This is a genomic window from Paenibacillus sp. ov031 (assembly GCF_900143165.1).
Lineage (GTDB): Bacteria > Bacillota > Bacilli > Paenibacillales > Paenibacillaceae > Paenibacillus > Paenibacillus marchantiae.
The window spans coordinates 126838-141159 of sequence record NZ_FRDO01000003.1; the positions used below are offsets into that span (position 1 = coordinate 126838).

Here is a 14322-nt window from a genome sequence, read left to right on the forward strand (position 1 = left end):
TTCGAAATCGAAGGACCTGACATCTAAAATATTTATACTTGATAAAATGGACTAACGTTTACACGATTAACTGTAAATCTCAATCACGTTATTCTCGCTTAGGCTCTGTTCAAGCTCCTTACGTGAAATACGCAGTCCACCAAGACGATAAGGTTGTTGCAACCTAGTCGCATCCAGTTCCTTGCCATTCAGCACAATACGTTGTACGGCCTCTCCGCTGAGATGATAGACGAAGGTTACCTTTTTGCCGGCAAATTGGAAATCAAAATGCAAGCCATCCAAGCTGACAGGTAACACAGGGTCCAGAACCAGATCTTCTTCCTCCTGACGAATACCCAGGGCGTTCGAAATGAGTTGATTCATGTAGATTCCCGGTCCACTGGAGTAGATTCTCCAGCCGCCCTTCACCTGCACATCTCCGGTGCGAAGCTTATCGAACTGCTCCTGCGCTGCATAACGGTTGTTGAATTTCCCGTCAGAACTGCTGAAGTAGGCATTACTCTGGCGTAGATCTGCGTTAGGAACAGCTTCCTGAATACCCACTGGGTTGATAATGCCCAGCCCATTCCAGACCTCATCCGGGTTGCCCAGCTTCGCCATGGCTTCAATATAACGGATGTGAGCATGAACATATTGCAAGCCCACTTCACGTCCGAAGTTGGATGCCTGCTCTGCACGTTTGAAATGAGTGCTGACGCCGCCATCATATTGTGCTGGACGATTCATCAATCTGACACCATCCGGGCAGTACAGCTTGTCCTTGATCAGTTCATAATGGGATTGCGCTTGCTCAGGCTCCAGCAACTCGGCAATCATGCTGCGTGTCATCGGCAGCAAACGGTACTGAATACCTGTCTCGCTGTCATCCGGATGCAGCATGCGCTTCGCTTGTGCCGGATCTTCCATATATACAAAGCCCGGAATCACATCGGTATCCAACATATACTTGCTGAAGTCCTTTTTCACACCCGCTGCCATATCGCTTAATTCCGAAGAAAGCTCCGGTTTCACAGGCGCAAGCGCTCTGGATAGCTGCTTCAACGTTTGATAGGTGAGCGCCACAGTCCAGCTGCTGACCATATATTGCTTCAATTGAGCATTGGCAGGCTGTAATGTATCGTCCCAGTCCCCGTCACCATATGAAGAGAGGAATGTATCATGCAGGAAATGACTGCGGATATACTCCAGTTCTTTCTGGGCATGCTCCAGCACGCTGGCTGTCTGATCAGTAAAGTCAAAACCATGTTTTACGGTATAAGGTACTTCCTCATTCAGAATCGAATAATCCTTGGTGGCAATCAGATAATCACTTAGCACTTTGAGAGGCCAAACAATAATGTCACCATGGCTTTCTTCCTGCTGAACTTTGAAATAACGATCGAACATAAACCATTGCGGCCAGTTACCGTCATCCTCATACTGATGCGAATATACCGTCTTCAGAATGTCGCGAACCTGCTCATACTTTTGTGTAGCCATAAAGTATTCGACCGGACCCTGGCAGACATCCCGTGTACCCCAAGCTGCACCGCCATATTGCTCCAATCCGTGAGGAACAGAGTAATGCACCAGCATATTGTGGGTGTACCACCATGCAAGAGCATTCACTTTGAACAACTCATCTGCTCCTTGCTTCTGAGGTTGAGACAAATGGAACCCATTCATCACTTCTGCATAGAAGGTACGATAAGCTGCCACTTCCTCTTCGAAGCTGCGTGTCGAGGATGCAATCTGTCCTCCTTCCAACAGCCCTTGAATGGTCAATGTCCATTCAGCACTGCTGTCCAGTCGTAAAGTCGTCAGTGAGTCGTCGCCTGCGTTTACTCCACTAGCCAGTTCAGTCTCATCGCCAACCGTCACTCCTGCTCCGCTTACCCGCATGCGGTACTCCAGATTAGGATATACTTCGGCACTGAGGGAGCTGTGATCTGCCTTGAAGATCAATTCACCATTCTGCTCCGAAACATGAACAGGAAGTTCATATTCATTCACATTCATCGTAATCTGATTGGTAATCAGGTATCGATAAGCTATTCCTTTTTCCGACTTCACATGAAGATGTACTTCAGGAGTATCCAAAGTTGTATAATTCGTGATAATCAGCGTATCCTCAGCTGTTTTGTAATACCAGCGAACATAGTTGAAGCCCATTTCAAACAGGGAAGGCATCGTGAGTAGGTGGAAGATTCCTTCAACCTCGACGTAGATCCGCTGACCGGATGATTTGGGTATGTTGAGTGCGCTACGTGCATTGCTCATCATTTTATTGAAGTTCGTATTTCCCACAACCACATGGGAATTGAAGATACCATACATATAGGAAGACGTTGTGATTACGTTCTGACCCTGCTTCACATTTTTACCACTCATCAGAATGTGTCCATGCGGACGTTCCACACGCATTTCCTTTTCCTTGAGCACAATATGCTCATACGTATCTGTAAAGAACGCCAGCAATTTACCATCCGCGCGCTCTTCTTGATGTCTCTTCGAAGCCGGGAAACGGGAATTAACTTCTTCCTCGGTCATCGATAAAGTAGGCAAGGGTTCACCCATTACCGGATGGAGAGATACTTTTGGGAATACGTTGGATACTGCTTGTACCGTGCTTGTATTCTCTTGACGCTTCGCTTCATACTCGTCCCAAGCCTGTTGGAGAACATCCTGGTATTCGAGTTCCTTCACCGCTTCAGCGTGGTTGGCCTGAAAGAGTCCATAGAACACAAAGCGAGCTTCGCCACTCAACACCACTTTTTCGGACTGCAGAGCTGTGTATGCAAATTCATACTGGTACACTTCATTCGCAAGTGTTGGCTTACCCAGACTTTCAGGGACATTCGTCTCCTTGTAACTCAAGCCAAAGAACTGAAATCCATCTGTGGAGTAACCTGCTGCACGGGTTAATGAACCCTGTTGAAGATAAGGAAAAGCCCCGCCCTGCGGTTGATTCTGCCGTGAAGCTACGATATATCCAAGTTTCGCATCCTCAAATACGGCATGGTCAATATATTGCGACAAGTAAGCCTCATTGCTGCGTACCGCACCTGGATCAGCATTGCCGACATCCTGGCCATAGACCACGTCGACCTCTTCTCCATTACCGTTTACGGTTACATCCCAGAACCATACACCTTGTGCTGTTGGAGCAAATACAACCTGATAACCTACGCCCTCAGCGGTACCTGTCCATACCATACGACTGCCGTCAGTGCTCACCTGGCTGTCGGAGTGAATGCCAAGCATTGGCACAAAACGAATGCCGGATTCACTGTGAAACCGCAAGTATAGATTGTTCATGGAGCCGTCCACCGGACTAGCCATCCACTGATTAATCATCGTTGTTCCACTTACAGCCTTGAACAAATCACCGCTTTCCCAGAACGTAAAGCACAGGTCGCCGGATTGTACGTTGATTTGAGATTTATTCATGGTCTTCATATATCTATTCATATCCTCCTATCCTGCCTTGTTCCCTGCTGCGAACAGAAGAGAAGAAGGCAGTGCAGATTTGCTGCTTTTGTATGATGAGTTCAATCATTCATCGATATGAGGTGTATCCCATTACACCAGCTTGAATGTGCTCTCCAATGTATCGCGGCTATTCGGCCCTACGAAAATGTGGAATGTTCCCTTATCACTGCGATGACTCAAATCGGAATGATGATAACGAAGCTGTTCTTCGTTTAATGTAAATGCAGCCGTACCACTTTCACCCGGTGCGAGTGACAGCTTGACATACCCTTTCAGCTCACGCATTGGACGTACAACTTCACCAGTGACATCACGTACGTACAACTGAACCGTCTCTACGCCAGCACGTTCGCCAGCATTGGTTACACGCACTTGGATTGTCAGAGGTTGATCAGCAGTCATTTCATTGCTTGATACTTCCAGGTCACCATACTCAAACGAGGTGTATGACAAGCCGTAGCCAAACGGAAGCAGCGGATCATTCGGACTATCAATATATTTGGAAACATAACGCTCTTCCGTCTTTTGCGGATTGAGTGGACGTCCTGTATTAAAATGATTGTAATATACCGGTATCTGACCTACAGATTGCGGGAAGGACATCGTCAGACGCGCAGATGGATTCACCGCACCTGTCAATACATCGGCAATGGCCGCTCCACCTTCACTGCCGGGGAACCACGCTTCAAGCACAGCATCGGATTCTTCAAAAACACCATGTAAGTCCAGAGGGCGACCGTTGAAAATAACGCTGGCGATTGGTTTGCCGGCTGCTTTGAGCTGTTTAACCAATTCCAGTTGAACTGCTGGCAAACGAATATCCGTACGCGATCCACCTTCACCACTCATTTCGGAATCTTCACCAAGTGCAAGCACGATCAGATCGGCTTTGCTTGCTACTTCAAGCGCTTCAGCAATCTGTTCAGCGGTGATCGTGTGAACGTTGCTGCCTTGAGCCATATGAACTTTCCCGGCAGTAAGACGTTCCTGCAAAGCAGTTCCGAGTTTAACGGCATCTTCTTTGACACCTTCACAGGACCACCATCCGAGAATGTCTTCACTTTGGGCAAAAGGTCCAATTAACGCTACATTGGCTTCTGGCTTCAGCGGAAGCACGTGATTATCATTTTTCAACAATACAGCGGATTTGGTTGCAAGCTCATACGATACCTGACGATGTTCTTTCGAGAACACAATCTCGCGCTCACGCTCCGGATCTGCTGCACGCAGTGGATTATCGAACAATCCCAGCTTTTCTTTCAGTTGTAGAATACGCAGCACCGCTTCATCAATGAGCTTTTCTTCCACTTCTCCGTTCTTGATCAACTCTGGCAGATGATGGACATAACAAGGTGTCATCATCTCGATGTCCACTCCTGCACGAATGGCGCGGTATGCAGCTTCACGATCATCTTCAGCTGCGCCATGAGCAATCATCTCGCGAATGGAAGCCCAATCCGAGATCAATACACCATCAAAGCCCCACTCGTCACGCAAGATGTCACGCATGAGCTTCTCATTTCCGCTCGCTGGAATACCCTCTACGGTATTGAATGAAGCCATAACCATTTCAACACCTGCATCCAATGCTGCCTTGTAAGCCGGTAAATAGTACTCACGCAAGTTGCGTTCAGACATGTCGACCGTGTTGTAATCACGACCACCTTCTGCTGCCCCATATGCTGCAAAGTGTTTTACACAAGCCGCCAGACGATCCGGCTCATCCTTCAAACTGTCGCCCTGATATCCACGTACAAATGCCGCAGAAAACAGACTGTTCAAATAAGGATCTTCGCCTGTCGTCTCCATTACTCGACCCCAGCGCGGATCACGAACAAGATCGACCATCGGTGCAAAAGTGACATGGAGGCCAGATACGGCGGATTCACGTGCTGAAATCTCAGCACTTTTCTCAGCCAGTTCGGTGTCCCATGAACAGCCAATGGCTAGCGGGATGGGGAAAATGGTTTTAAAACCATGCACGACGTCCGCCATGAACAAGAGCGGAATGCCGAGACGGCTTTTTTTCAGGTAAGCTTGCTGTACATCTATAATGGCCTGTGCACCAGACAATCCCAGAATGGAGCCACTGGCATCCACGGACTGCTCCGTGATTCCCATCTCTTCCATTGGACCTGTGATCTGACCTTCAACATTGGTTCCTTCATAAAAGTTAGCGGTCAGCTGAAGCAGCTGGGCCGTTTTTTCTTCCAGGGTCATTTGGTTTACAAGGTCTAGCAACTGCTCGTTATTCATAGACATTATCCTCCACTACATGTTGTTGAAATAAAGAACCCGGCTGCGTTCGGGGAGAGACCGCGCACCGGGTTCGATTGGATGGGACAGACAGAACACACCTGTCATATCCCATCTTGCTAATTACTGAATGATTACTTGAATTCTTTGTTCAGTTCATCCAGATAAGGTTGAACCAGGGACATTTTACTGTTTACCCATTCTTTCCAGTTCGCTTCAAGATCTCCATTTTTGAGGATCAAGTTGGCATATTCATTCTGGTAGTCGAATGAAGCCTGACTTTTAGCTTTGGAATCGTACAGGTTGATATCCCAGTCGTATGTTGCGAGTGACTGACCTTCTGTACCGAGTTTTGCTTTTTCCTCGAACAGCTTCACAGCTCTATCACGGTAATCCTTTTTAATTGCAGGGTTTACAACACTGAAGTCGTCACCCAGCAGGTACAGACCTTCGAAACGTGCTGGGTATTTGTCTTCCAGAACAGTTCCTTCTGGCAGCAAGCTAACCAGTTCTTTGTTTTCATCATATTTCCAATCTTTACCTTCGAAGCCCATGTTGATGAGCAGTTGTCCTTCTTTGGTAGTGGAGTAGTCGATCAGATCCATGATCCGTTCGAATTTCTCGTCACTGATGTTCGGATTGAAAATCAATGCAGACCAGAAGTTCGCTTGCTCCATGTTGCGGTATTTCCCATCATCGCCCAATACGATTGCTGTGTGTACCAGGTCATCACTATCTACACCCAGATTCTTTCTCATATCAGAATCCAGACCTTGTCTGTACGAAGCCAGTCCGCCCAGACTTGTTACTGCAGCTGTACCTGTTACTTTGAAGTTGTTTTGACCTTCATTGTTTTTCCATGTGTAGAACTCAGGATTGAGCAAGCCATCTTTGTAGGCTTTTTGCATCAATTTAAGTCCTGTCAGAGTTTCAGGATCTGATGGTCCCCAGTGGAACTGGCCATCTTCTCCTTTATAGAACGGAGAGTCAGTCATGGCATGCACACTGTTCGGCATAATGATATTCGTCATGGCATCTGCCGCATTGTAGGACAGAGGTACAAGTTTGTTGCCCACTTTGCCTGGATCTTTTTCTTTCACAAGCTCAGCGTATTCATTCAATTCAGTAGTTGTATATGCATCTTTCAGTTCGAAACCAACCGCTTCAGCCCAGTCTTTGCGAAGCGCAATGACACCAATTTGGTTCGTCAATGGGTCAGCAGGTTTGTTCTCGAAATAGATTGGTCTTGGCAGGACGTATGTTCCACCCGTCAGTTCTTCCAGCTTGTCTCCAAGACCGGTCAACTTGTAGGCTGCTGCCACGTTAGGCCAGCGTTCTTTCCAGTCATCCGGAAATTTGTAGAACAGGCCTTGATCAATACTGTTCATGGCATCGCCATGCACGTAGTTCCATACTGCTACATCCGGCAAATCGCCAGAGTTGATCCACAGACGAAGCTTCTCGCCCCATGAATCCCAATCGATATAGTTGTAATCCCAAGTTACATTGAACTTGTCTGTCCAGAACTTGTGGAAGTCATTATCCAAGTTCCCGTTTTTAATTTCTGTCAGGTTAGCTACTGAGATGGTCAGGTTGTCTTTGTAATTTCCCTCTGCATCTTTTTCGTTACCACCTGAAGCTCCTTGGCTGGAACAAGCGGTAACCATCAGCATAACTACACTAAGCGTGATGGCAAAGAGAGCTCTTACTGACAACTTTTTGTTCGTTTTCATGTTTTACCCCCATGTTTTTTAGTAGAATTTTAATGCAAAATCCTATACGTATAATCAGGTCTTGATAGCCCCTGTTAATACCCCTTTGGCAAAGTGTTTTTGCAGCATTGGGAAGAAACACATAATTGGTACCATGGTGACAAATACTGCCGCCATCTTCATACCCATTGAGAAATTGCTTGCTTGGGCAGCATCCACACTGGATGCATTGGATGCGTTCGTCTGGGATGTGACGATAATGTTTCTGAGTACATTCTGGAGCGGTAACTGATCCGCTTTTCGAAGGAATATCATCGCATCATACCAACTGTTCCAGTACGCCACACCGTAGAACAACGTGATTGTAGCCATAATTGGTGTAGCCAGCGGAAGAACAACTGAGAACAGAATTCTCCACTCTCCTGCTCCATCCAATCTCGCCGATTCCATCAGCGATTCAGGCAAGGTATAGAAGTAGTTCATCATCAGAATCATGTTGAAAGCACTAAAGCTTCCCGCCAGGATAACGGACCATAGCGTACCTGTAAGGTGAAGTGATTTCATGATCAGGTACAGCGGTACAATACCACCATTAAAGATCATGGTGAACAGTACTAAGAAAAAGAGAAATTTCTTGAACGGAAATTTGTTGCGACTAAGGCCATATGCCATGCTTGTTGTCAGGAACAAGCTGAGTGGCAAACCGATGACTAGCAAAATAATTGTATTTTTGTACCCCGACAGAATCGTTCCGTCAGCGAACAACGCCTTATAGGAATCCAATGTCCATTCTTTAGGGAACATCAAAAATGGATTGTCAGCATATTCTTTTTGTGTTGCGAACGAGATCATGATGACATTCCAGAACGGAATCAGAATCATCAGAGCAAGCACAAGTAAAATGGCGAAAATAATGTAATCGAGAAATGTCATTTTTTCTGTACCAATTCTCGGTTTTTTGTTAGACTTCTTACTCATTTCATTTTTCCTCCTCTCTTATCGGAACAAACCGTCTCCGCCAAGCCACTTGGCAAATCTGTCTGCGAGAAGCAGCAAGACCATATTCACGAGGGAACGGAACAAGCTGACCGCTGTCGAGAATGAGAAGTCCGTTGAGGACTGGAACGTAATCCGATAGATATATACATCCAATACTTCCGATACATTTTTAGTTGCGGCATTTGCCAAGTTGAAGATCTGGTCGAAACCGGAAGACATCAATCCACCAACCGACAGAATGAACATGACGGTGATTGTTGGAAGTATGTTTGGCAATGTAATCTTGAACATCTGCTGCATACGGGAAGCGCCGTCAATCTGCGCCGATTCATACTGATCCTGATCAATACCGGAAATGGCTGCCAGGAAGATAATCGCACCCCATCCGCTTGATTTCCAAATATCCGTCAACAGCAGCATCGGTACAAAGTTAGACTCGGAACCAAGGAAGTTAATGGTTGGCAATCCAAGCAAACCAAGTGCGCTGTTTACCAGTCCGTCATAAGCCAAGACGTTGATGACTACCCCGGATACGATGATCCATGAAAGGAAGTGAGGGAACGTAAGAACCGTCTGGAACCACTTTTTCCCTCTGCGCATCCGCAATTCATTCAACAACAGGGCAAGAATAATCGGGAACGGGAACTGAATAATCAGTTTTAGAATGTTGATGTACAGCGTCCGCCATACCGCGTCAATAAAGGTTGGATCCCGGAAAACGTATTTGAAATTCTCAAATCCGCTCCATGGGCTTCCCCAAATCCCCAGGTTTGCCTTGTAGTCTTTAAACGCAAGAGACAGGCCACCCATTGGCATGTAGGCAAACAGGATCAGCCAGACGAGCCCTGGAATAAGCAGGGTGTACGTCATTCTGTGCTTCCAGATTTCACTCCAGAGCGAATTGCCTTTCAAGTTTCCCTTCAGCTTTTTGCTAGGTCCTTCGGCTGCAGGTTTCAAATTGCATCTCCTCACTCTACTTTGGTCTTGTCGTTATACAGAAAATCAAACATTGTTCTCAGGTGTTGCTCCCAGAATCTCCATTCATGGGTACCCGGTGTCTCCACATACCGAAACTCAAAATCCGTTTCCTGCATGTATTCCGCGAATTTGCGATTCATATCCACAAACGGATCAATGTCACCACAACAACTCAGAATATCCGGTAAATCTCCACCTTGCTTCAACAGCTTGGCAGACAGTGCGTACAGGTCCTGATCAGGTTTTACCTGTAACCGTTCTCCAAAAACCGCTTTCATTTCCTTGATCATGCCTGATGGCATCTCCGGATCGTGAAGCCGGGTCTGAATATCAGTTACACCTGATAAGGACACCGCTTTGCGGTACCTCTCGGGATATGTCAGTGCACATTTCAATGCACCGTACCCACCCATGGATAGACCGGCTACGAAAGTCTTTGCCGGGTCTGTATTGAGATTGAGCTGACGCCTGCAGAATTCAGGCAGCTCCTGAGTGATGTAATGGAAGTAATTCAGGCCGTATTCCATATCGGTGTAATAGCTTCGGTTCGCTTCCGGCATAATGATGGTACAGCCATATTGTTGCGCATACATTTCAATTGTAGTCAAACGTTGCCATGTACTTGCGTTATCGCCTGCCCCATGCAGCAAATATAGCGTACCGCCTGAAGTGTCTCCGGAGTCACTGGACACTACATGTATGCTTGTATTCATGCATAACGTAGGCGATCCGGTTTCGATCGTTATATGCGCCATATGTAACCCCTCTCATCGTCGGCTGCTGTCTGTAAACTTCTGTTTCTCTGCCTTTTTGTTGCAACTTCCAGTGATTCCCCCGTATTTCGCTCGGTTATCGAAACGATTTTCTCGAATCGTTTCAAAACATAGCCAACGTTGATTTACTTGGACTTGATTACAACACATTTTACGTGGAAGCGATTTCTTCGAATCGTTTCGAATAAATCATAATCCCGAAGTACAAACCCTGTCAATAACCTTTTTACAAATTTCGTGCTTTTTTCTCAAAAAACTGATTTTCCGTGATAAAATTTGCGTCAAAAGGCACTTTTAATTTGAAACAATTTCCTTTAAGTAACCGTTTGCACCTATTCATTGACATTGAACTTCGTTTGTACTAACATAAGTTCTAATTTTTGATCCAGATTGCGGAAACGTTTCACCAACAGTTAAAATTCTTCTTTTTTAGAAAGGATGTTAAGATGTCTAGTATTATTAATTCTTTTGTTCATCATATAGATGAGCAGCAGTTAAACGTTCATTCTGTTCGGGTATTGCAGAAAGGGGTTACAATCGGAGCGTGGGATCGCACCAGCGATATGCGCCGCTTACAGCATTCTGTCAGCAAATCGTTCACCTGCATGGCGATTGGACTTGCTTTGGATGCGGGCACACTTACACTTGAATCCAGACTAGGAGACTATTTCACATCACCAACACCTGCTTCCCATTTAACAGCCTTCCCTCCTGCGGACCTCACCCTGTACGATTTGCTGCGAATGTCATCGGGGCATGACGTACCTGTGTTATGGGCAGAAGAGCGAGCCACCCTTCCTGAGAAAGATTGGGCGAAATATTACATGTCCCTTCCTTTGAACAGAGTTCCTGGTGAAACGTTTACATACAGCAGTGCAGATACGTTTATGATCTCCGCCATGTTCCAGACTGCCTCTGGTCAAACCGTTAAGGACTATCTGACTCCCCGGCTATTCGAGCCACTGGGCATTACGAATGTAGAGTGGGAGACTTCTCCCTTAGGCATTACATTGGGCTGTGCGGGCCTGCAACTCACCAATGAGGAATTAGGCAGGTTCGGTCAACTGTTGCTTCAGGAGGGCCACTGGAACGGCGAGCAGCTCATTCCTGCGGAATGGATCCGATTAGCGACAACACAACAGATCCCTACACCAGGAGACGGCGACTGGGGACAAGGTTATGGATATCAATTCTGGAGATGTTCCCATAACGCTTACCGTGCTGATGGCGCCAATGGTCAACTATGTGTTGTCCTACCGGAGCTGGAGTCCGTCGTTGCCATCAATAGTGATGAACAAAATATGCAAGCCATTCTTGATCATGTATGGTCAGATATATTGCCTATTCTGGAGGGGATCATTTGATTATACGAGCAGCCACTCAGGCAGATTATGCGGAGTTGAGAATCATCTATCTCGAGTCGCGACGTGCCCGGTTCCACTGGGCTAAGCCGGAAGAGCTGTCCCTACAGGATTTTGATACAGACACCGTTGAAGAATATATCCTCGTGGCTGAAAATGAAGAAGGACAGCTTCTCGGCTTCGCTTCGCTATATCTTCCCGAGAACTTTATTCACCTTCTGTTTATCCATCCCGGTTTTATCGGCGGGGGTACAGGTTCACGCTTACTTGATGCGTCAATTTCACTTATGCAGCAGCCTGTTCGATTGAAATGTGTATCTGATAATCATAAAGCAATTGGCTTTTACGAACGACAGGGTTGGAAAAAAGTCATTGAAGAAGGTACACCCGGGGAGAAATATTGGGTGATGGAATACAACACGAATAGCTGAATCCATTCGTTTGATCCCGGTAAATTGGAAGTGGACATGATTTTTCCACACAAAAAAAGTATCATGACCTTTAGAGGCCATGATACTTTTTATTTTACCCGTGCTGTGGAAGCTGGGTCATTTCATCTAAACATTGTGCGCATATGTAACGCTCTTTGAACTCATTGACTTCTTCCATCGATCCACAAAAAATACATTTTGGACGGTATCTCTCCAGAATGATATGGTCCCCTTGTACTAAGATCTCTACAGGATCTCCCTCATTCATTTGATACCTTTTACGCAAAGATTTAGGCAATACGATCCTACCCAATTGGTCAACTTTGCGAACGACTCCAGCTGGCTTCATAGCTACGGCACACCTCTCCTATCTTACTCTAAATTTCTAGGTACATTTGTACTATGTTTATTAATTCGCCAAGATTTTGTCGAATCCTGCTGGAAATAAACATTTTTTGTCCTTTTTTTTGAAAAATGTTTTTTTAGCGAATTCTAACCGTCACTTATACGCGAATTGGATTAATCAAGACCCGGGAAATTAAGTTGACGCAAAGCCTCATACACAATGATTGCTGCTGAGTTTGACAAGTTCAATGATCTGACATCACCTGTCATTGGCATCTTCATACAAGTATCTGGATTAGCAGCAATTAACTCTGGAGGAAGGCCTTTGGTCTCTTTACCGAACACCAGAAAATCTCCATCTTGAAACTTAAAATCGCTATAACGGTTCTTTGCCTTCGTGGTTGCGTAGAAAAAACGCCCATCTGGATACTGTTCCTGAACCTCGGCAAACGAATCATGATATTCAATATGAACGGCATGCCAGTAATCCAGACCCGCGCGTTTCAGTGTGGCATCATCCGTACGGAATCCGAGTGGACGCACGAGATGCAAATGTGTGCCGGTAGCCGCGCATGTACGAGAAATATTGCCCGTATTTGCTGGAATCTCCGGTTCAACCAGAACGATATGTAAAGCCATATGTGTTCAATCTCCTTTTCATTTCATGTAAACGACAATTCTCTAATCTTAAAGAAAAGCCCTCCACACGTCAATGTGGAAGGCTCTGGTAAAGCACAAGTGTGAATGCTTGAATTCACAACTCGCTGCCAGGTTATTTATCCATTTGTCTTCTGGAAGTGGCTCATGAAGTCCGTAAGTGCTTTAACACTTTCATATGGAGCAGCATTGTAAATGGAAGCACGCAGGCCGCCAACACTCCGATGCCCTTTCAGACCAACAAATCCTTCTTGCTCCGAAGCCTTGATAAACTGTTTCTCCAAGTCCTCGTTAGCTAAGCGGAAGGTCACATTCATCAGGGAACGATCTGCCGGATTTACACAGCCACGGTAGAAGTCTCCGGAGGAATCGATCGCATTATAGAGCAAATCCGCTTTCTTCACGTTCTTCTGTTCAATTCCAGCCAATCCGCCTTGTTCCTCGATCCATTTCAGAACCTCATTCACCATGTATACGGAGAAGGACGGTGGTGTATTATAGAGAGAATTGTTGTCCACATGTGTACTATAACGAAGCATCGTCGGAATCGTTTTAGGAGATTCACTAACCAGTTCTTCGCGAGCAATAACAACCGTAATCCCTGATGGGCCCAGGTTCTTCTGTGCACCCGCATAGATCATGCCGAATTGATTAAGGTCAAACGGTTTGCAGAAAATGTCACTCGACATGTCGGCAATAAGTGGAACTGAACCGGTATCCGGGAATGACTTGAATTGAGTTCCCTCAATTGTTTCGTTAGACGTCAAATGAACATAAGCTGTGCGATCCGGGAAGCTAAGATTCGACACATCCGGCAATTTCATATATTTATCCGCTTCGGAAGATGCAGCGACCTGCGTCTCCCCAATCAGTTTTGCCTCAGACAGTGCCTTCTTGGCCCAGCTGCCTGTCATGACGTAACTGGCTGTCTGCCCTTCCCCGAGCAGGTTCATCGGCAGCATGGCGAACTGAGTGCTGGCTCCGCCCTGAAGGAAGAGGACCTTGTATCCCTTGGGGTTGCCTAGCAGAGACAACAAACGCTCCTGAGCTTCATTATGTACAGATTCGTACACCGCTCCACGGTGAGACATCTCCATAATCGACATCCCTGTATTCCGAAAATCAACAAATTCTGCCTGAGCACGCTCCAGAACCTCAAGTGGCAACGCCGCAGGTCCTGCATTAAAATTATACGCTCTCTTTGTCACAAAATCCCCCGCCCTTTCCATCCGTAGCTGACATATGAAGTGAATATTATCGCTATGATATCAGTATTCCCTATCTGCTTCAAGGGCAATAAGCACCGAAGCTGCGAATCAGGGTTATCAAATTCCTTTAT

The 14322-nt window shown here is 46.1% G+C and carries 11 protein-coding genes; 2 read left to right on the top strand and 9 right to left on the bottom strand.

The genetic code is table 11. The features are described 5' to 3' along the window. Positions 1-66: 66 nt before the first annotated feature. From BUA17_RS14250 to BUA17_RS14275, 6 genes are all read right to left on the bottom strand, one after another. Positions 67-3438, bottom strand: a complete 3372-nt coding sequence (locus tag BUA17_RS14250) for a GH36-type glycosyl hydrolase domain-containing protein (RefSeq protein ID WP_072734022.1) — start codon at positions 3436-3438, stop codon at positions 67-69. Between the two features lie 123 nt (positions 3439-3561). Further along, entirely contained in the window at positions 3562-5727 is a 2166-nt protein-coding gene (gene bglX, locus BUA17_RS14255; RefSeq protein ID WP_072734023.1) for a beta-glucosidase BglX, read from the bottom strand. Positions 5728-5861: 134 nt separating this feature from the next. Then, positions 5862-7460 (bottom strand): type 2 periplasmic-binding domain-containing protein, encoded by a 1599-nt coding sequence (locus tag BUA17_RS14260; RefSeq protein WP_063564251.1) that lies wholly within the window; start codon positions 7458-7460, stop codon positions 5862-5864. A 54-nt stretch (positions 7461-7514) separates the two neighbouring features. Beyond that, a complete protein-coding gene (locus BUA17_RS14265; protein WP_063564250.1) occupies positions 7515-8417 on the bottom strand; it encodes a carbohydrate ABC transporter permease in 903 nt (300 codons plus the stop codon). A gap of 18 nt (positions 8418-8435) precedes the next feature. Then, on the bottom strand, positions 8436-9395 hold the full coding sequence (locus BUA17_RS14270) for an ABC transporter permease (RefSeq protein WP_063564249.1): 960 nt from the start codon (positions 9393-9395) through the stop codon (positions 8436-8438). An 11-nt stretch (positions 9396-9406) separates the two neighbouring features. Then, positions 9407-10171, bottom strand: a complete 765-nt coding sequence (locus BUA17_RS14275) for an alpha/beta hydrolase (protein WP_064639416.1) — start codon at positions 10169-10171, stop codon at positions 9407-9409. A gap of 464 nt (positions 10172-10635) precedes the next feature. Here BUA17_RS14275 and BUA17_RS14280 point away from each other — a divergent pair, with 464 nt between their 5' ends. After that, a complete protein-coding gene (locus BUA17_RS14280) occupies positions 10636-11553 on the top strand; it encodes a serine hydrolase domain-containing protein (protein WP_072734024.1) in 918 nt (305 codons plus the stop codon). After that, positions 11550-11981, top strand: coding sequence for a GNAT family N-acetyltransferase (locus BUA17_RS14285; protein WP_072734025.1), 432 nt, complete (start codon positions 11550-11552; stop codon positions 11979-11981). Before BUA17_RS14280 ends, BUA17_RS14285 begins: the two co-directional genes overlap by 4 nt. A 94-nt stretch (positions 11982-12075) precedes the next feature. Here the strand turns inward: BUA17_RS14285 and BUA17_RS14290 are convergent, their stop codons facing one another. The 3 genes from BUA17_RS14290 to serC form a co-directional block, all read right to left on the bottom strand. Then, positions 12076-12330 carry an AbrB/MazE/SpoVT family DNA-binding domain-containing protein gene (locus tag BUA17_RS14290; protein ID WP_024629045.1) on the bottom strand — a complete coding sequence of 85 codons (255 nt, stop codon included), beginning with the start codon at positions 12328-12330 and terminating at the stop codon, positions 12076-12078. Between the two features lie 170 nt (positions 12331-12500). Beyond that, on the bottom strand, positions 12501-12965 hold the full coding sequence (gene trmL, locus BUA17_RS14295; protein WP_064639422.1) for a tRNA (uridine(34)/cytosine(34)/5-carboxymethylaminomethyluridine(34)-2'-O)-methyltransferase TrmL: 465 nt from the start codon (positions 12963-12965) through the stop codon (positions 12501-12503). 137 nt (positions 12966-13102) lie between these two features. Next, complete coding sequence (gene serC, locus BUA17_RS14300) at positions 13103-14191, bottom strand: 3-phosphoserine/phosphohydroxythreonine transaminase (RefSeq protein ID WP_063564244.1); 1089 nt, start codon at positions 14189-14191, stop codon at positions 13103-13105. Between the last annotated feature and the right edge of the window lie 131 nt (positions 14192-14322).